At 67.6% G+C, this 17762-nt stretch carries 21 protein-coding genes; 11 read left to right on the top strand and 10 right to left on the bottom strand.

Translation table 11 applies throughout. The features are described from left to right. Positions 1-2 precede the first annotated feature (2 nt). The 3 genes from AC5P60_RS18040 to AC5P60_RS18030 all read right to left on the bottom strand — a co-directional run bounded on the left by AC5P60_RS18040 (position 3) and on the right by AC5P60_RS18030 (position 2972). Positions 3-1595, bottom strand: coding sequence for a phospholipase D family protein (locus AC5P60_RS18040; protein ID WP_033834337.1), 1593 nt, complete (start codon positions 1593-1595; stop codon positions 3-5). A gap of 130 nt (positions 1596-1725) precedes the next feature. Beyond that, entirely contained in the window at positions 1726-2424 is a 699-nt protein-coding gene (locus AC5P60_RS18035; RefSeq protein WP_033834386.1) for an RNA pseudouridine synthase, read from the bottom strand. A gap of 47 nt (positions 2425-2471) precedes the next feature. After that, the gene (locus AC5P60_RS18030) at positions 2472-2972 is read right to left on the bottom strand and encodes a M48 metallopeptidase family protein (RefSeq protein ID WP_033834335.1); all 501 of its coding nucleotides are present in this window, start codon (positions 2970-2972) and stop codon (positions 2472-2474) included. Between the two features lie 62 nt (positions 2973-3034). Here AC5P60_RS18030 and AC5P60_RS18025 point away from each other — a divergent pair, with 62 nt between their 5' ends. Then, positions 3035-3592 carry a DUF2058 domain-containing protein gene (locus AC5P60_RS18025; RefSeq protein ID WP_033834333.1) on the top strand — a complete coding sequence of 186 codons (558 nt, stop codon included), beginning with the start codon at positions 3035-3037 and terminating at the stop codon, positions 3590-3592. 170 nt (positions 3593-3762) lie between these two features. Beyond that, the gene (locus AC5P60_RS18020; RefSeq protein WP_005414219.1) at positions 3763-4029 is read left to right on the top strand and encodes a DksA/TraR family C4-type zinc finger protein; all 267 of its coding nucleotides are present in this window, start codon (positions 3763-3765) and stop codon (positions 4027-4029) included. A gap of 511 nt (positions 4030-4540) precedes the next feature. On the opposite strand, the gene AC5P60_RS18015 is transcribed toward AC5P60_RS18020, so the two are convergent. After that, positions 4541-5134: a mechanosensitive ion channel family protein gene (locus tag AC5P60_RS18015; protein WP_080353465.1), complete on the bottom strand. Its 594-nt coding sequence runs from the start codon at positions 5132-5134 to the stop codon at positions 4541-4543. Between the two features lie 36 nt (positions 5135-5170). After that, complete coding sequence (locus AC5P60_RS18010; protein WP_005410570.1) at positions 5171-5350, bottom strand: hypothetical protein; 180 nt, start codon at positions 5348-5350, stop codon at positions 5171-5173. A gap of 126 nt (positions 5351-5476) precedes the next feature. Between AC5P60_RS18010 and AC5P60_RS18005 the strand changes: the two genes are divergently transcribed. From AC5P60_RS18005 to AC5P60_RS17995, 3 genes are read left to right on the top strand one after another with little or no spacing between them, the layout of a single operon-like run. After that, complete coding sequence (locus AC5P60_RS18005) at positions 5477-6055, top strand: RNA polymerase sigma factor (protein ID WP_033834331.1); 579 nt, start codon at positions 5477-5479, stop codon at positions 6053-6055. Beyond that, on the top strand, positions 6052-6585 hold the full coding sequence (locus AC5P60_RS18000) for a hypothetical protein (protein ID WP_005410568.1): 534 nt from the start codon (positions 6052-6054) through the stop codon (positions 6583-6585). The genes AC5P60_RS18005 and AC5P60_RS18000 overlap by 4 nt, the downstream gene beginning before the upstream one ends. A 10-nt stretch (positions 6586-6595) precedes the next feature. Beyond that, on the top strand, positions 6596-7477 hold the full coding sequence (locus AC5P60_RS17995; RefSeq protein WP_033834330.1) for a DUF4097 family beta strand repeat-containing protein: 882 nt from the start codon (positions 6596-6598) through the stop codon (positions 7475-7477). 49 nt (positions 7478-7526) lie between these two features. Here AC5P60_RS17995 and AC5P60_RS17990 read toward each other — a convergent pair whose 3' ends face one another. The 3 genes from AC5P60_RS17990 to AC5P60_RS17980 all read right to left on the bottom strand — a co-directional run bounded on the left by AC5P60_RS17990 (position 7527) and on the right by AC5P60_RS17980 (position 9605). Then, positions 7527-7709, bottom strand: a complete 183-nt coding sequence (locus tag AC5P60_RS17990; protein WP_005410566.1) for a hypothetical protein — start codon at positions 7707-7709, stop codon at positions 7527-7529. 11 nt (positions 7710-7720) lie between these two features. Continuing rightward, complete coding sequence (locus AC5P60_RS17985; protein ID WP_053462562.1) at positions 7721-8014, bottom strand: YkgJ family cysteine cluster protein; 294 nt, start codon at positions 8012-8014, stop codon at positions 7721-7723. Positions 8015-8243: 229 nt separating this feature from the next. Then, positions 8244-9605, bottom strand: coding sequence for an Hsp70 family protein (locus AC5P60_RS17980; RefSeq protein WP_033834328.1), 1362 nt, complete (start codon positions 9603-9605; stop codon positions 8244-8246). Between the two features lie 182 nt (positions 9606-9787). On the opposite strand from AC5P60_RS17980, the gene AC5P60_RS17975 reads away from it, so the two are divergent. After that, a complete protein-coding gene (locus tag AC5P60_RS17975; RefSeq protein ID WP_005414225.1) occupies positions 9788-10123 on the top strand; it encodes a zinc ribbon domain-containing protein YjdM in 336 nt (111 codons plus the stop codon). Between the two features lie 6 nt (positions 10124-10129). On the opposite strand, the gene AC5P60_RS17970 is transcribed toward AC5P60_RS17975, so the two are convergent. After that, the gene (locus AC5P60_RS17970; RefSeq protein ID WP_483693760.1) at positions 10130-11281 is read right to left on the bottom strand and encodes a tetratricopeptide repeat protein; all 1152 of its coding nucleotides are present in this window, start codon (positions 11279-11281) and stop codon (positions 10130-10132) included. Between the two features lie 240 nt (positions 11282-11521). On the opposite strand from AC5P60_RS17970, the gene AC5P60_RS17965 reads away from it, so the two are divergent. From AC5P60_RS17965 to AC5P60_RS17950, 4 genes are all read left to right on the top strand, one after another. Continuing rightward, positions 11522-12124: an HD domain-containing protein gene (locus tag AC5P60_RS17965; protein WP_495201794.1), complete on the top strand. Its 603-nt coding sequence runs from the start codon at positions 11522-11524 to the stop codon at positions 12122-12124. A 49-nt stretch (positions 12125-12173) separates the two neighbouring features. After that, positions 12174-12347 (top strand): oxidoreductase-like domain-containing protein, encoded by a 174-nt coding sequence (locus AC5P60_RS17960; RefSeq protein ID WP_050550426.1) that lies wholly within the window; start codon positions 12174-12176, stop codon positions 12345-12347. Further along, positions 12344-12961 carry a DUF998 domain-containing protein gene (locus AC5P60_RS17955; RefSeq protein ID WP_407626578.1) on the top strand — a complete coding sequence of 206 codons (618 nt, stop codon included), beginning with the start codon at positions 12344-12346 and terminating at the stop codon, positions 12959-12961. The genes AC5P60_RS17960 and AC5P60_RS17955 overlap by 4 nt, the downstream gene beginning before the upstream one ends. Before the next feature lie 78 nt (positions 12962-13039). After that, a complete protein-coding gene (locus AC5P60_RS17950) occupies positions 13040-14386 on the top strand; it encodes a virulence factor family protein (RefSeq protein ID WP_032964433.1) in 1347 nt (448 codons plus the stop codon). Between the two features lie 98 nt (positions 14387-14484). Here AC5P60_RS17950 and mprF read toward each other — a convergent pair whose 3' ends face one another. After that, the gene (gene mprF / locus AC5P60_RS17945; RefSeq protein ID WP_483693761.1) at positions 14485-17049 is read right to left on the bottom strand and encodes a bifunctional lysylphosphatidylglycerol flippase/synthetase MprF; all 2565 of its coding nucleotides are present in this window, start codon (positions 17047-17049) and stop codon (positions 14485-14487) included. 192 nt (positions 17050-17241) lie between these two features. On the opposite strand from mprF, the gene AC5P60_RS17940 reads away from it, so the two are divergent. Beyond that, positions 17242-17589 carry a RidA family protein gene (locus tag AC5P60_RS17940; RefSeq protein ID WP_483693762.1) on the top strand — a complete coding sequence of 116 codons (348 nt, stop codon included), beginning with the start codon at positions 17242-17244 and terminating at the stop codon, positions 17587-17589. Positions 17590-17762: the final 173 nt, after the last annotated feature.

The following is a 17762-nucleotide window of genomic DNA, read 5'->3' as shown; positions in this document are numbered from 1 at the left end:
CGCTACAGCTGCGATTCGACCGGCAGCCAGCTGATCACCCGCGACAACCAGCGTTTGCGCGCCGTTGCCCCCGGCTCCGCCTCCACCCAGTGCGGTGGCGGTTCGCGCTCCAGCCAGCGCAACCGGCGACGGTCATCCAGCGCCAGCCACCAGCTGTGCCTGGGATCAGCCAGGCGCAGGTACTCGTCCCGCAGCTGTGCGCCCAGCACCGGATCGTCGAACAGCACGCCCATCTCGGTGTTCAGATAGGCCGAGCGCGGGTCGAGGTTGAACGAACCGACAAAACCGCGGCGGTCATCGACCAGGAACGCCTTGGTATGCAGGCTGGCGCCGCTGCTGCCGAACACGCCGGCATCGCCGGACTGCCCTTGTGCCTTCAGTTCGTAAAGGTGGACGCCGGCTTCGAGCAACGGCACGCGGTAGCCCATGTAGCCACCATGTACGGCGGCGACGTCATTAGCGGCCAGTGAGTTGGTGACCACGCCGACCTGCACGCCCCGCCCGGACATGGCCGAAAAGCCATCCAGGCCCTCGTTGCCGGGAACGAAGTAGGGCGAGATCAACAGGGCCTTGTGCCTGGCGGCCTGCAGCTCGCTGATCAGGGTCGACACCAGCCAGGCAGCGCGATCGTCCTTGCGGTGCTTCATCGGCGGGTCGGACACGATGCGCACTGCACCGCTCCAGCGCAGCGGCTCGGGGCTCGGGCGTTGCCGCTTGCGCGATTCGGCCACGCGCGCCAGGTACGGCCGGGCCACGTCCCGCTGCGCCTCGTGGTCCGATTCGCGCACCAGCAGGCGCAGTTGTGCGTCGGTATGGAAGGCAAGCGCGGATACCGGAATGGCGGTTTCGCTGTTCCAGTAGTCGTCGAAGATGCGGTTGGCCTGCTCCACGGCGGGGCCGGCGACCAGCAGGTCCAGATCCTGGAAGTTCACATCGGTGCGCGCGCTGAAATACTCCTCGCCGATGTTGCGGCCACCGACGATCGCGACGCGGCCATCGGCGATCCAGCTCTTGTTGTGCATGCGGTGGTTCACGCTGAAGAAGCGCTGCACCATCTCCACCATGCGCAGGATGCCGGTCCGGTTGCGGAACGGGTTGTACAGGCGGATCTCGATGTTCGGATGCGCATCGAGCGCCATCATCAGCGCGTCCTTGTCCTTGGCATTCATGTCATCAAGCAGGATGCGCACGCGCACGCCGCGCTCGGCGGCGTCATACAGCGCCTTGGCCATCAGGTGGCCGATCAGGTCGTCGTGCCAGATGTAGTACTGCAGGTCCAGGCTGCGGCCTGCGTGCGTGGTGATCATCGCGCGTGCGGCGAAGGCATCCATGCCATCACTGAGGAAGGCCACGCCGGACTGGCCGGGATGGGCCTCCTGCAATGGCACGATCTGCTGGTCGATGCGGGTCTGCGCCGACTGCAGTGGCAGCACATGCGAAGGCGTGCCCCGTGCCTGCGGCGTGAGGTGGTCGGCCAGCAGCAGGCCGGACAGCACCAGCAGCACCAGCGCAGCGAGAATGATTGCAGCGATGCGCAGCAGGCGTCGCCACAGCGGCTTGGGCAGGCTCATGCCCCGATGGTAGAGCCACGCCATGCGTGAAGGAATGCCTGCAGGATCGACAGGGGGTCAGAGCCCTTGCCTTCGGCACGGGATCCCGCCCCGAGGGGGCGTCACCGATGGGGTCGGATCCCATTCCACAGGAAAGGGCTCTGACCCGCACACCTCAGAACCGCTCGTGGCTGCCCAGGTAGCGCCATTGCCCCGGCGGCAGCGGCCCCAGCGCCACGCGTCCGATACGCAGGCGGCGCACCCCGGTCACCTGCAGCCCGGCGGCTGTCACCGCTGCACGCAGGCCCTTGGCGGTAAGCCCCTTGCCGGCAAAGCGCAGGCGTTGTTCGCTCTGCCAGCTGACCTTGCCGCCGCCGGCCTCCTGCTGCAGACGCGCCATCAGCCATGGCCCACGCTCCGGGCCGCCTTCGGCCACTTCGATCAGGTATTCCTGCTCGGTGCGGCCCAGATTGCGCTGCAGATGGGCCAGCGTGGCCGGATCCTGGCTGACCACCACCAGGCCGCTGTCGCTGGCCGGAAGCGAGGCGGCCAGCTGCAGGCCATGGAAGTGACGCTGCAGAGGACGGATGTCGCTGGCATCGAGTTCGCTGTGGCTGTCACTGCTGACCAGCGCACACAGGGTCTCAGCGGCAACGCCGGCCGGCTTGTTCAACAGCATGCTGACCCGCTCGGCCTTTTCATCGCTGGCCTGCGCGGCTACGACGATCACCGCGCTGTCATCGACCGGGCGCTGCGGCTGCTCCACCACGTCGCCGTTGACCGTGACCCAGCCGCCTTCGATGTAGCGCCGCGCTTCGCCGCGCGGGATGCCGAGCAGGGCGGACAGGCGTTTGTCGAGACGGATCGGTTCCATGGCGGCAAGGTCGGGCAGGGGGCGCGCAGTGTAGCTGCTGCGGCCGGTCAACGCTGGCCGCGGTTGGCCAGCTCGGTCAGGTACAGGCGGGTATCGAACTCCAGCTGCAGGTAATCCGGCTCCATGTGCTGGCACAGCTGGTAGAAAGCCTTGTTGTGGTCGGATTCCTTCAGGTGGGCCAGCTCATGTACCACGATCATGCGCAGGAACGCTGCTGGTGCCTGGCGGAACACGGTGGCGATGCGGATCTCGCGGCTGGCCTTGAGGCGGCCGCCGTGCACGCGGGAAATGGCGGTATGAGTGCCCAGCGCGTGCTTGATCACTTCCAGCGTGTTGTCGTAGCAGACCTTGTTGAGCGGCACCGACTTGCGCAGGTAGCGGTCCTTCAGCTCCTGGGTGTAGTCGTACAGCTGGCGGTCGCTGCGTACCTCGTGCGGGTCGGGATAGCGCTGCTGCAGCCAGGGGCCGAGCTTGCCTTGCGCCAGCAGTTCGCTGACCTGGGCGACCAAGGGTTCGGGATAGCCGGTGAGGTACTTCAGGACTGCCATGCAGGGGCGGCGGGGCGTCGGTAGAATGGGGCATCCAAGATTACACGCGGTACGCACCGACCATGGCAAAGCCCAACGCGCTGCAGGAACAATTGCTCAAGGCCGGCCTGGCCAAGAAGTCGCAGGCCAGCGCCGCCGCGCGCGAGCAGGCCAAGGCCCGGCAGGGCAAGGCCGAATCGACCTCGGCCGACGTCCAGCGCGAGGCTGAACGGGCCCGCGCCGAGAAGGTCGAGCGCGACCGCGCGCTGGCCGCCGAGCGCAATGCGCAGGCCAGGCAGGCTGAACAGAAGGCGCAGGCGAAGCAGATCATCGCGGCCCATGCCGTGCCCCACAAGGGCGATGACGAGTACCGCTTCAGCGATGGCACGGCGATCCGCACCCTGCTGATCGACCCCAAGCTGCGCAAGGCGCTGTCGGTCGGCGTGCTGGTCATCGTTGCCCACGGCGACGGTTACGCGCTGCTGCCACGTGCTGCTGCCGAGAAGGTGCGTGAGCGCGCCCCGGAAGCGATCATCGTCGACCACGGCCAGCCGGGCTCGACCGCGGAGATCTCCACCGGCAACGCCGAGGACGACGCCTACTACGCGCAGTTCCAGGTGCCCGACGACCTGGTCTGGTAAGCAAAAAGGGGACGGAGGGGATTAAGTCGCGATCGACCTGATTGAAGCCCTCCACGTTCTGCTCAGATTGCTGAAGATCAGCCGGGCATGGCTCTGCTCAACACAGGTCTGCTCCTTTGTGCGCGGGTGTATCGTCCCCATATCAGGCGACACACCTGCGGAGGATGGCCATGGCCACCGGTTGGGCGGGAGACGGCGCGGTCCAGGACCAGATCGACGCCACCGTCGACGATGCGATTGCCCGCGCGCGGCGCCAGCTGCGGCAGGGCCCTGGTCTGGAACACTGTGAGGAATGCGACGCACCGATTCCGTTGGCGCGGCGCCAGGCCGTGCCTGGGGTACGGCTGTGCGTGGCGTGCCAGCAGGCGCATGACGACGAAGAGCAGGCGCATGCCGGGTACAACCGGCGTGGCAGCAAGGACAGCCAGCTGAGGTAAGGGGTGTTTTATTGCAGGGCTGCGCCCTGCACCTGCAGAAGCAACGTCAACATCAAAGGCTGGCATTCCGTGGGTTGGCAGGGCGGTGTCGGAGTGCGGGGACGCCGTGAACCCGTCCATGGGGCCTTGGCCGCGGCATCCATGCCGCGGACACCCCGCACTCCGACACCGCCCCGCCTCTGACAGATTTCCGCGATCTGTTGGAACCCGCTGCTGATGCCGACCGTTGGTCGGCACGGGGTCGGATTCAATTTTGACTATCGATATCTGACAGATGTGCCGACCAACGGTCGGCACCCACCAACAGCGCGCGGAATCTGTCAGAGGTGGGGCGGTGTGGGTGGGCAGGACCGTTGGCGCCATGGATGGCGCCATCGAGCCCCCATGGACGGGTTTACGGCGTGTCCTGACCACCCACACCGCCCCGCCATCCCACGGAATGCCGCTCTTGATCTTGCTTCGGCTTCGGCCTCTGCAGGTGCAGGGCGCAGCCCTGCAAAGGCCCCCCCCCTCAGCCGTCGCCCTGGATGCCGCCGGGGGCCTGCGCCGGGTCGCGCCAGCGCCGCACCGTGCGCTGGAAGAACAGGTTGTTCGGCAGCTGCAGCACCGTGCCCTCGTGGCCGTCGCCGGTCTCCTGCAGCGTGGTGTAGATCAGGTTCACGTCGATCACCCGGCCCTTCAGGCCCGGTTTCTCGCCGTTCTCCAGCACCTCGATGTAGTCATGCAGGCGGAACGGGCGCGTGGTGAAGATCAGCAGCGTGCAGAAGATGTTGGAGAGCACGCTCCAGGCCGCGAAGAAGGCCACCGCACCCACCGCCGCGAAGCCGGTGAACGCGGTCCACAGTACCGACGGCGATGCGCCGAGCAGGCTGAGGATGTACAGCACTGCGCTGAAATAGACCACGAAACTGGTGATCCGGCGCGCGCCCATCACCATTTCCGGTGGCAGCGTGTAGTGCTCGGCGAAGCGGCGGATCAAGCGCCGTGCCAGCACCCGCAGCAGCCACGCGGCCAGCAGGGTGAGCAGGATCTTCACGGCGATACCCGCGTCGTGGAGCCAAGGGTAGGTCCAGGTCGGCAGGTGATCCTTCAGGGACAACATCATGGGGGCGACGACGGGTGGCAATAACGGCCCTCGATGTTACCCGGCGCGTGCGGGGGATTCGACCGCCGGGGTCCAGGCCAGGCAGACCAGCTCCTGGCGGTGCTGCTGCAGGCAGGCGCGGCCGTTGTCGGGGCGCAGCTGCAGTGACAGGCCCAGCGCCTGCAGCAGGACGCAGGCAGCGATCACCAGCAGGGCGGCGCAGGAAGGGCTGGACATGGCAGGACTCCCGGACGGCAGATTCGCGAAGGACCTTCCATGGATGCAGCAGCCGTCGAAAAGGTTGCATGGCATCGGCCGTCGATCGGCTCTAAACCTTTTCCCGGGTCGCCGCATCCAAGCGATATGCTCGACACCACCATGCCCGCGCCGCCCGCCGCCAACGACGCCGTCGACGAACCCGCTCTGGTACGGGCGGCGGCCGCCGGCGACACCGCTGCCTACGAACTGCTGTACCGGCGTCACGCGCCGCGTGTATTCGCTGTCCTGTGGCGGTTGTGTGGCGGCCAGCAGGCACGTGCCGAGGATGCGCTGCAGGAGGCCTTCCTGCAGGCCTGGAAAGCCCTGCCAGGGTTCCGTTTCGAGAGCAGCCTGTCCACCTGGCTGCATCGGCTGGGGGTCAACGCCGCACTGATGGAACTGCGTGGTCGCGCCGCAGGGCAGGATCACGACAGTCTGGAGGATGTCGATGGCGGCCTGCTGGAACTGGCGGTGCATGACCGTTGCGCGGGTACCGAGCGTGACCTGGAGCGCGCATTGTCGACACTGCCACCACGGGCGCGTGCGGTACTGGTGCTGCACGATATCGAAGGCTGGAAACACCAGGAAATCGCCGAGCAGCTGCAGATGGCTGTCGGCAGTTCCAAGGCACAGCTGCATCGTGCGCGCGGCCTGTTGCGCGCACGGCTGGGAGACATGACATGAGTACACACGAACACGATTCCGATCACGACCTGCTGGCCCGGCTGCGCGCGCTGCCGAACGAGCGCGATGTGCCCGCCGATGGCTGGGCACGCCTGTCCGCCCGGCTGCCGCCGCGTGAATCGCAGGCAGCGCCCGCGCCAACGGACAACGTGGTGGTCCTGCCGGTGCGTTCGCGGCGCCGCTGGTGGTTGCCGGCCGGCGCTGCCCTGGCTGCCAGCTTGGCACTGTATGCGGTGGCGCCGTGGCGGCATGCGCAGCCGGATACGCCGGCGCCGTCCGCCCTGCAGCTGCAGGCCGCGGCGATGACCGAGCAGTATCAGCAGGCCGTCGCTTCGCTGCCCGATGGACGGGCGCCGGAATGGCAGCCGGCCCTGCACGAACTGGATGAAAGCGCGGCGCAGATCCGTGCCGCCCTGGCGCAGGACCCGCGTGCGCCGCACCTGCTTGGCCAGCTCAAGCGCACCTATGCGCTGCGGCTGGAACTGACCCGGCAGGCGGCCTATGCCGCCGAGTCCGGCTTGACGACCTGAGGAGACCCCCATGACCCGAACCCTGATTTCCTGCTGTGTCGCGCTGCTGCTGACCCCTGCCGTGGCACTGGCCGACATCCGCATCGACGAGCGCCACACCTTGGCTGCGGGCGGTCGCATCGAGCTGAGCAACGTGGCCGGCAAGGTGACCGTGCGTGGCTGGGACCGCAATGACGTGCAGCTCACCGGCACGCTCAGCGACGGCCTGCAGTTGCGCCAGGAAAAAAGCGCCAACCGTGTGCGCTGGGAGATCGAATATCCGCGCCGCAGCAACAGCGGTGGTGCAACGCTGGTGTTGAACGTGCCGCGATCGGTGGAGCTGCTGCTGAGCACGGTCAGCGCCAGCCAGGACATCAGTGGTATCGACGTGCGACGGCTGCAGGCCGACACGGTCAGCGGCAGCCTGAGCGCGGCTGGCCGCAGTGGCGACAGCAAGCTCAACACGGTCAGTGGCAGTGTCAGCGCACGCCTGCAGACACCGAAGCTGGATGTGAACACCGTCAGTGGCCGCATCGAGGCCGGCGGTGGCGTGTCCGGTGATATCGGTGCGCAGACGGTGTCCGGACGGGTCCAGGTCGACGCCGGGCGCGTGCAGCGACTGGCGGTGGAAACCGTTTCGGGCAGCATCGATCTGGCAGCAGCCGGGTTGGCGCCCGGCGGCCGCATCAATGTCGAATCGGTCAGTGCCTCGGTCACGCTGAGCCTGCCACGCACGGTGTCGGCACAGCTGTCGGTGAACAGCTTCAGCGGCTCGATCAACAGCGACGCCGGTCAGGTGGAGCGGCCGCGCTACGGGCCGGGCAGCCATCTCGATACGCGTCTGGGGGGCGGCGATGGAGACATCCGCATCCAGTCGCATTCGGGCAGTGTGCGGGTACGCCTGGATCGCTGAGCACGGTCCGGCAGGCCGCGGCGGCAGCGCCGCCGCGGTCGGTACTGGGTCAGCTGGCTTTCTTCAGCGCCCAGGTGGTGCCGAGGACTTCGATCTTGCCACCGGCCTTGCGGAACGCTGCCAGGTCCGAAGCGATCGAATCGCTGCTGACCACGGTGCTGGCGGCCGCGCCCTTGCGTTCGCTGCGGATGCTGTTGCTGGCCTTCGCGGGGGTCTTTGCCTTGCGGGGCATGGTTGCTCCTGTCAGGTGGAAGGGGAGGAAAGCGCCCAGGCATCGGCCTGGCGCAGGTAGTCCTGCCGCTCGCGGCGGCAGTCATCGCCGCCCATCGAAAACTGGCGGCAGATCGCCGGGCGCTGCGAATAGATCGTGCAGCGCAGGTGATAGGGATCGATCGCCGCGCACCAGCCTTCCTCGTTGCGCGCCATCACGGCACGGCCGTGGGTGTCGCGTGACAGGAACTGGCCAGGCACGTGGTCGCCGGGCTGCAGCAGCACGGGCAGCCGGCAACAGACCGCGTCACAACGGCGGCAGTCGATGGGTGCAGGTGCTGCGTCAGGTTGTAAGGCCACAGGGGCCTGGCGGGTGCCCAAAGCGGGTCTCGATGGCGGCTCAGGTGCTGCGCGGACCATGAACGAGCCAGGAAGGCATGGCCGCTAGGCCCGCAGGGCGGGCCAGGCTGCACCGTGGACACACACCGGCGTGGCCGGTGGAAGGTGCAGCGGGGTTCTAGCCGACCAAGAGTAACTTAGACCGCGTAACGTTTTGTTAATCCTGGCAGGCTGCCGCCAACGCCAGGCCCTGGACCACGCCCAGCGAGGGCTCGCCGTGGACCATGCGGGCCCCCGGGAAGGCCTCGGCCACGGCCTGGCGCAGGTAGCCGGCACGGGACATGCCGCCGGTCAGGAACACCGCATCCGGGTCGCCCCCGATGTCGCTGCGGACCTGGGCCAGCAGTTCCCGGATCTGCTCCAGGTAGCCGTGGGCGGCGGCGGCCAGGCCATCGGCGCTGCTGTCGGCATGCAGGTCGCGGGCGATGTAGTCCAGCGTGCTGCGGTGCTCGCTGGCGGCGCTGAGGGCGATCTTGGCGCGTTCGACATCGCGGTACAGGCGGGCGGTATTGCCGGTGTCCTGCAGGGCCTGCAGGCGCCCGCCCCACGGCTCGTCGACGTGATCGTATTTGTGCTGGCGGAAGTCGCGCTGGCGCGTCATGTCCTGCACGGTGGCTGCTTCCACATAGTGGTGGGCGGGCACGCGGGTGATGCCGCGGCCGAACAGCGGCATGTAGCTGGACAGGCTCAGCGCCAGATCAATGTCGGTACCCCCGCGGGCGATACCCCACGCGCGGTGGATACGCGGGGCGTCGTCGCCGCCGACTTCGGCATGCGCGATATCGGTGGTACCGCCGCCGATGTCGACGATCACCGCCTGGTGCCGCTCGCGGCTTTCGGCGTGGTAGTGCATGGCCGCCGCGGCGGGTTCTTCGAGGAAATCGATCTGGTCGAAGCCGGCCTGGGTGGCGGCCTCGCGCAGGATATCCAGTGCCTGGTCATTGCCGGCCGCGCCGATCGAGCTGCGGAACTGCACCGGGCGGCCGAGCAGAGCGGCACGCAGCGGCTGGCCAAGCTGGGCGCTGGCGGTCAGGCGGATGTGTTCGAGGATGTGCGCGGCGATGCCGGTGATGGTCTGCTTCGCGCGTGGGTGCAGGTTGTAGCCCAGCATCGACTTCGGGCTCTGCACCAGGTTGCCTTCGTGTTCCTCGAAATAGGCTTCCAGCGCGTCGTCGCCGTAGACCGCGTTCTGCAGCAGATCGCTGGCGCTGCGTTCCTTGCCGGCGCGGGCCTCCATCCATTCACGGCGCAGGGCGCGCAGGGCTTCACGGCGCAGCGCCTGCGGGGTGCGTTCCTGGCCGGCGGCACGGGCTGCACGCGCGGCGCTATCGATCATCTGCTGCAGCTGGTGTTCCTGGCCGTCGTCGAGCTGGAAGTCGTCCGGGTCGGGCACCACGCCGGGGAAGTACACGCTGGTGCGGAACTGTTCGGCGTCACCGAAACGGATCGGCAGCAGTTTCCCCTCATGCACGATGGCGGCGGCGGAGTTGCTGGTACCGAAGTCGATGCCGAGGCGCATGGGGAGTTCCGGGGGCGGTCAGGGGCCGCGCACTCTGCTGCAGTTCGTCGCCGACTGCAAGTTCCAGCGTCACGGCTGCTCCAGCCGCGGTCATGGCGGCGGCCGGGCACCTGCCAGGGAGCCGGGGCCCCGGACCGGGCGGTTACAATGGCGGCTGTTGATTCACTTTGAGGTACTTGCCGATGTCGTCTGTTCCCGCCTGCCCGCAGTGCACCCTGGAAAACACCTATGCCGATGGCGCGCTGTGGATCTGCGCCGATTGCGGTTTCGAATGGACCGCCGAGGAAAGTGCCGGTTCGACCCTGGTCGTGCGTGACAGCAACGGCAATACCCTGCAGGCCGGCGACACCGTCACCGTGATCAAGGACCTGAAGGTGAAGGGGTCTTCGATCCCGCTGAAGCAGGGCACCGTGATCCGCAACATCCGCCTGGTCGAAGATGATGCCGAGCACATCGAAGGCAACTCGGACAAGATCAAGGGCCTGGTCCTGAAGACCTGCTTCCTCAAGAAGGCCTGATCGGTCTCAGCGCCTGGCCTGCTGCTGCGCGCGCCAGCGGGCCAGGCTGTCGAGCTTGGCCTGGTAGCGTGCCTGCTCCGGTGCACCACCCAGGAGCTGCGCGCGGGTCAGTTCACGGTCGGCGCGTTCAAGCTGCCCGGACACGAAATACACGCGCGCCAGCCCGAAGTGGAACTGGTGCGCGGTGTCATACAGGCGCACGGCCTGCCGGTAATAGCGGATGGCTTCGGCCAGCTTTCCGGCCTGCTCGGCCTGTGTGCCCAGCATGTACTGCGCAAACGGGTCCTCACGCTGCACCGATTTCAAGCGTCGCTCCAGGGCCTTGGCCTGCGCATCCAGCCCAAGCTGCCGATACAGCGCGCTGGCATTGGTCAGCGCCGCATCCTGGCGACCGTCCAGGCGCAGGGCGCGGTCCAGTGCCTGCCGCGCCGCATCGGTGTTGCCCTCACGGTTGTCGAGCACACCCAGGTTGTTCCAGACCGAGGGGAATGCGCGATCCTGCACGACCGAGGCATCGAAGAACGCGCGGGCGCCGACGAGGTCTCCTTCGGCCATGCGTTCGGCACCTCGATTGTTGTAGAAATGGGCCAGTGCGCGCGCGCGGCTGACCGGCTGCGGGCCGTGGCGGTCGTAGAGTACGTTGCGATCGAGGTCGACCGTGGCGTAACGCCCCGCGATCTCCACGCCCGCGTTGACGTGGCCCACACTGTAGACCACGCCGGCGTCCTGGTCCTGGTACCAGGACACGACCTGGCCGACTTCCTGGACGCGGGCCTGGATGCCAGCCTCGCGCGCCAGTGCCACGAACATCAGCGTGAAGGCGAGGCAGTTGGCGCGGCGCTGCTGCCAGACTTCGTCCACGGTGTAGGTCGCGTTCGCGTCGTACTGCAGGTCCAGCCCCTGGCGGCCGAAGATCATTTCCACCAGTGCCTGCAGCCGCTGCTCGCGCGATGAACTGCGGTCGATCACCTGCGCCTGCAGCATCGCGCGCATTGCGGGAGGAATCGCGAAGACCTGTTCCGGTGAGGGGACCTCCACCGGGCGGACGCTTCCGATGGGCGGGAGTGCATCGGTGCGCGGGTGGTCCTGTGCGCAGAGCGGCGCGGCCATCAAAGCGGCCAGGACCACGACGAAGATGCGGGCGGCAGGGCGGTACATGACAGTTCCCGGCAGCGGCGGGCGCTCCCGCCTGCAGCGAGTGTAGACCCGGCGGCGCGGCGCTGCAGTGACCGTTGGTCGGCGCGTGGCCGGTACGGCGTTTCATCCACAACCGATGTGGACCAGCGCTCGACAAAGCTGTGGACAACCGCGTCCAGGCCTCACCGGGCAAGCGTTGTGAGTATGTGGTGAAAAAACCATCAGCTTGCCGCGGGGCTGCGCAGGCGGGATGATCCGGGTATGGATTTCTCTCCGCTGACGCTGGCTCCTGCGCAGTGGCAGGCGCTGCAGGACAGCTACGCAACGCCGCCCCGCGCCTACCACCACTTCGGACACGTACGCGCGGTGCTGCAGCACTGCCAGGATGTGGCTGACGGCCCGGGCTGGCAGAGGCCCGCCGAGGTGTACCTGGCCGTGCTCTACCACGACGCGATCTATGTGGCGGGCCGCAAGGACAACGAAGCGCGTTCGGTGGCGCTGGCCCTGCAGGCAATCGCACGGGCCCCGGAACTGGCCGGCGTCGACGCCGCGCGGGTCGAGCAGTTGATCCTGCTGACAGCCCGCCATGGCGATCTGGGCCCGGACGACGTTGATGCCGAGGCCGCGCTGTTCCTGGACTGCGACATGGCGATCCTGGCCGCGCCCGAGCCGGTGTTCGCCGCCTACGATCGTGGCGTGGCCGAAGAGTACAAAGGGGTCGTGCCGGGCTTCCTGTACCGCGCCGGGCGTCGCCGTTTCCTGCAGGGGCTGCTGCGGGCGCCGCGCATCTTCCTCAGTGACTTCTTCCACCAGCGCCTGGATGCGGCGGCTAGGGAAAACCTGCGTCGACAGCTGGCCCGCTGAGCTGGACCGGTACACTTGGGCCTGCTCTCACCGATTGTCGCTTCCCACTGTGTCCGTCCCTGATCCCGATCCCCGCCCGCTGCCACCGGAAGAGCCCGGTCCCAACGAATGCTGCGGCAGTGGTTGCCCGCTGTGCGTGCTGGATCTGTACGCCGATGAGCTGCAGCGCTATCGCAAGGCGCTGGCCGAGTGGAAGACGCGGCATCCGGAGGCAACGCCATGAGCCGTGCGCGTCCGGCGGCGGTGCTGGCACTGGTGGCGCTGCTGCTGTTCGTGGCCACCGCGCTGTGGACCCAGGTCGCGCGCAGTGATCTGGACTGGGTGCGGGCAACCTTGAGCCTGTACCTGCACGGGCCGTGGGGCCTGGCATTGCGCGCTGCCTACTGCCTGCTGGCGCTGGCCATTGCGGCGCTTGGCATTGCGCTGTATCGCGGCAGCATCGGGCCGCGCCGCAGTGCGGCGGCGCCGCTGTTGTTCACTGTCTCTGCACTGGGGCTGGCGACGGTCGCCATCGGTGACAGCTGGCTGCCTGAAGCGACCCCGCTGCTGGCACCGTTCATCCATGGACTGGCAGCCAACACCGCGTTCCTGTGTGCCAGCGTCGGCATGCTGCTGCAGGCCTGGTATCTGCGCCGCGAACCGGGTTGGCAGTCCGCCGCAGGCCTGCTCTGGGGCTGGGCATGGCTGGCCTTCGTGCTGCTGTGGCTGCATGTGCTGTGGCGTGGTGGACCACCGCGTGGGCTGGGGCAGAAAGTCGTGATCGCGGTGATCGTTGGCTGGCTGCTGTATCTGGCGATGGCCCTGTACCGGCGCAGCCGTCGGGCCGCAGCCCACTGAATCCCCAACGGCCTGCGCCGGTACGTGCCGTGTACGCGGCGGCGGCGTATCGTGTGCGCATTCCATCGGGGATGCGACATGAAGCGTGCAGGGCTGGGCAGGGCAATGGGTGTGGTTCTGGCGTTGGCAGCGCTGCCGGCAATGGCGGCGGCCAACGTGCAGCAGTTCAGCCACGGGCGGTTCGAGCAGATTCCGGTGCACATGCCGGCTGGCACGCCGCAGCGTGTGGTGATCTGGTTCCATGAACCCACCGCCGGTGGTGATACCAGCCGCCTTCCGATCGAGGCCCTGCGTGCCGATGGCGCGATGGTCGCTGCCGTGGACATCGCGCATCTGCGCAGCGTGCTCAAGCGCGAGGGGAATCCGACCTGTTCGTTCGGTTCCGGCGACGTCGAGAACTTCTCGCGCTGGTTGCAGGCCTCCCTGCACCTGCCTGGCTACCACCTGCCGCTGGTCGGTGGTGATGGTGAAGGCGCCGAGATGGCCTACACGCTGGCCGCACAGGCCGACACCCAGGTGTTCGCCGGCCTGCTGACCACCGGCTTCTGCCCGGATCACAGCCACGAGCGCATGGTCTGCGGCGATGGCGTGAAGCACAACAAGCTGCAGCCTGCCGAGTTGAATTCCCCGTGGCTGAGCGCCGCCGGCGACCATGGCTGCAAGGTTGGCGAGGCCAGCCGCTTCGTGCAGCAGGTGGCGATGGCACGCGAGTTCAAGCGCACCGCGCGCGGCGATGCTTCACCCGGCCTGGTGGCGGCGGCGCGGGTGATCGGCGCGCAGGCCGGCGTCAGCCTGGCACCGCCACCAGCCGCGCTGAAGGGCCTGCCGATAGTGGAAGTACCCGCTGCCGGTAATGGCGACACGCTGGCCGTGTTCGTTTCCGGCGATGGCGGCTGGGCCGGCCTGGACAAGGACGTGGCATCGTCGCTCAACGAACATGGCGTGGCCGTGGTCGGCATCGACTCACTGCGCTACTTCTGGAGCGAACGCACGCCGAAGGGATTTGCCACTGACCTGCAGAAGATCATCGATCACTACCGCCAGCAGTGGCATCGCGACAAGGTGATGCTGATCGGTTTCTCGCAGGGTGCCGACGTGCTGCCGGCCACCATCAACCAGCTTGATGCCGGCACCCGTGAGGCGCTGGACCGTATCGTGCTGCTGTCGGTGGGCAGGAAGGCTGACTTCGAATTCCATGTCAGCAACTGGCTGGGCGGTGGCGGCGATGGTCTGCCGATCGCGCCGGAAGTGGCGAAGCTGCCGGCGGCCAAGACCCTCTGCGTGTATGGCGACAAGGATGACGACGCGCTGTGCCCCGGCCTGCCGGCCAACGACGGCGTGCAGAAGGTGAAGCTGCCGGGCGACCATCACTTCAATGGTGATTACGACCGATTGGCCGAAGTGATCCTCAAGGGCGGGGCGTAGCGCCGGGCCACGCCCGAACGCTGTCGCCGCCGTGTCGACCAAGGTCGACACCTACCGGGTGGTTTGCAGCGCCGGGCCATGCCCGGCGGCTCAGGGCTTCAGTTACGCCGCGGGTCCAGAGAGATCAGACGCGTGGCATCCAGCAACGCGGCCGGCAGGTGCATGCCGCCGGGTGCTGCCAGATAGCGCGGTCGCCACTGCGGGTCGAACTTCGACTTGAAGCGGCGCAGGCCACTGAAGCCATAGAAGCGTTCGCCATGCCGCGCCAGCAGGCCGGCCAGTCGGTTCCAGCGCCCAGCAAGGCGATGCTGGGCCAGCCCGGACAGCGGCGCCATGCCCAGCGAGAAGCGCGCATAGCCCTGAGCGCGGCCCCACAGGAACAGCTCGATGAACAGGAAGTCCATCGTGCCCTTCGGTGCCTCGTTGACGTGGCGCATGAGGTCCACCGACAGCTCGGCGCCGGCCGGTGCCTGCCACAGGTTGGCGAATGCCACGATCTGGCCCTCGGCTTCGACCAGTGCCACCGGGAAGCGCGCCAGGTAATCCGGATCGTAGCTGCCCAGCGAGAAACCCTTCTCGTCGCCGGCCTTGTCTTCCAGCCACGCGTTGGAGATCGCGTGCAGACGGGGAAGCAGGCTGGGAATCTCTTCCACCGGTGCCACGCGGAACGAAAGGCCCCCGCGCTTGCCACGGTTCCAGGCCTGGCGCAGATCGGCGCGTTCGCGGCCTTCCAGGCCGAAGTCGTGCAAGGGCACGATCGCTTCCTCGCCCAGCTTGACCAGGCCCAGGCCCAGGTCGAGATAGGTCTGCCAGTAGGTCTCGCCCACCTGGTAGAACACCGGGCGCAGGCCGAGCCGGTCAGCTTCCTCGCGGAAGCGCCATATCAGCGCGCGCGCCACATCAGGCGGGCCGACCGGATCGCCCATCGCGATCAGCGAACCGCCGTAGCGCTGCATCATCACGAAGCCCTGTTTCGCATCATCGCGCAGCACCGCCTTGTCGGCGGTCAGTACCAGGCAGGCCTGGGTATCGGTGGCACCGGCCAGTACCGGCGCCAATGATTGCAGCGTGGCCTCGTCGGCGGCTGGCAGCGGGCTGCGCGTACTGTGCAGCAGCCGCGCCAGGCCGAACATCACCAGCGCGATCGCCACCACCAGCAGCGCACGCAGCGCACGCGGTGCGTTGCCGGATATCGCAAACTGCCACCACAGCTCGTTCTGGTACTCGATATGGCTGTAGGTGAAGAACAACAGCCAGGTGACCGCCACCAGTACCAGGCCGAGGTTGCGCAGCCATGGCCACGACCATGCTTCATCGAGCAGCGCGCCCTGGCGGTAGAACTCGCGGCGTGCGGCCCACAGCGCCATCGCCACCAGCAGGGCGGAGACCGCGATCAACGGTTGGCCACCGCGCAGCCACAGTGGCAACGGGGTGATCACGCACACGGCCATCGCCAGCATCCATGCGGCATGGCTGCGCCGGGCCAGGCCCTGGCCGATCAGCAGCAGGGCGACGCCGCTGAGGCTCCCGATCAGATGGGACGTTTCCAGGATCGGCAGTGATGCGTTGACCAGGTGACGGCGCGGCGTGGGCAACGTGCCGTCGATGACCAGCGCAGCACCGATGCTGAACACCCCCAGCGCGATGATCTGCGGCAACCATGGGCGCAGCGCGTTCCAGCCGGCACGGGTTGCCCCGGCACTGGCCTGCAGCGGCTGGCGTAGCGCGGGTGCAAGCGCGAGCAGGGTGGCCAGCAGCAGGGGCAGCACGTAGTAGGTGACGCGGTAGATCAACGCCGCCGCCAGCACCGCAGCCGGTGCCACCTGTGGCAGCAGCTTTAGCAGGCTCCATTCGAACACGCCAAGGCCGGCGGGCACGGTCGAAACCAGGCCGGCCAGCACCGCGACCAGGTACAGGCCCACGAAGCCAGGCAGGCCGGTCGGCGTCGAGTCCGGAAGCAGCACATAGAACGCGGCACTGGCCAGCACCAGCTCGATCACGCTGAGCACGGTCACCCCGATCATCGTGCGCCGGTCGGGCAGCCACAGCGCATGGCCGAACACGCTGAACTGGCGTCCATCGCGGCCGACCAGCAGCAGGGTGGCCGCATAGGCCAGCAGCGCGACGATGCCGACCACGCGCACCGCATCCGGGTCCAGCGGCAGGGCAAGCGCCGCTGCCGCCGGTTCCATGCACAGCGCCACGCTGATCAGCAGCCACGCACCGAACACGAAGCCGAGCGTGCTCATCAGCACGACCTGGCCGATCTGCGCCAGGTCGAGGCCGGCGGTACGGTAGCCGCGCAGGCGCACCGCACCGCCGGTGAGCGCGGCAAAGCCCACGGTCTGGCCGAGCGTGTGTGCCAGGAACGCGGTGATGCCGATGCGCGCCGGATGCACGCGGATGCCGCTGCGGCGCAGGCCGATGGCATCAAAGCCGATCAGGCAGGCATAGCTGGCCAGGCCCAGCACGACAGTAAGCGCGATCTGCGTGCCACTGAGCTGGTGGAAGGCATGGCGGATGGCGCGGTAGCCGTTCTCATCGAACTCGTTGGCCAGGCCGTGCAGCGCCAGCGCAAGGATCAGCAGCGGGATGACGATGGTGAGGACCCGCTTCCATGCCGGGGTGGAGGGAGCGGTGGCGGGGTCGGTGGTTTCGGTCATCGGCGCAAGGGTGCGTCAGGGAGGGCGAGGGCGGTGTCAATGCAGCCGTGGCGCATCGTGCGCCTGTCGCTGGCATTTGACCAGCGTCGCTGTCGGAAGCCGGTAGTGACCGTGTGTGGAAGGCTGCCCTGCACCCATCGTTGACCGGTTTGGAGGACAATGCAGGCCTGATCACCCGCAGGAGCCACGCCCATGATGGAGCGTTACGACGTCGGACCGCGCATGTCCGAAATGACCGTGTACAACAAGGTCGCCTACCTCTCCGGCCAGATTCCGGAAGACACCAGCCAGGACATCATCGGGCAGACCCGGCAGGTGCTGGCCGAGATCGACAAGCTGCTGGCGCTGGTGGCCAGTGATCGCCAGCACGTGCTGCGCGCCGAAGTGTTCCTGGCCGACATGGCCGACTTCGATGGCATGAACAAGGCATGGGATGAGTGGGTCGTGGAAGGTGCGACCCCGGCGCGCGCCACGGTCGAGGCCAAGCTGGCCCACGCCGACTGGAAGGTCGAGATCGTGGTGACGGCGGCAGTGCCTTAACGGCAAGGTCACCTCCCAGCAGTGGAGGAGGGGGTAGAGTCGACTGTTAGTTGTGATCTCTCTGTACGTTGTTCATCCGGGACATCTTTGGAAAATGGTGGTTACCACACCTCTCCAGACCCCAAAGAGCCCGGATGAACCACTATAAAAATGCCCGTTTGACCGTCCATAGT

This window comes from Stenotrophomonas sp. YJH_SMC_120 (assembly GCF_059368675.1).
This window is presented reverse-complemented; position numbering and strand designations above follow the sequence as displayed.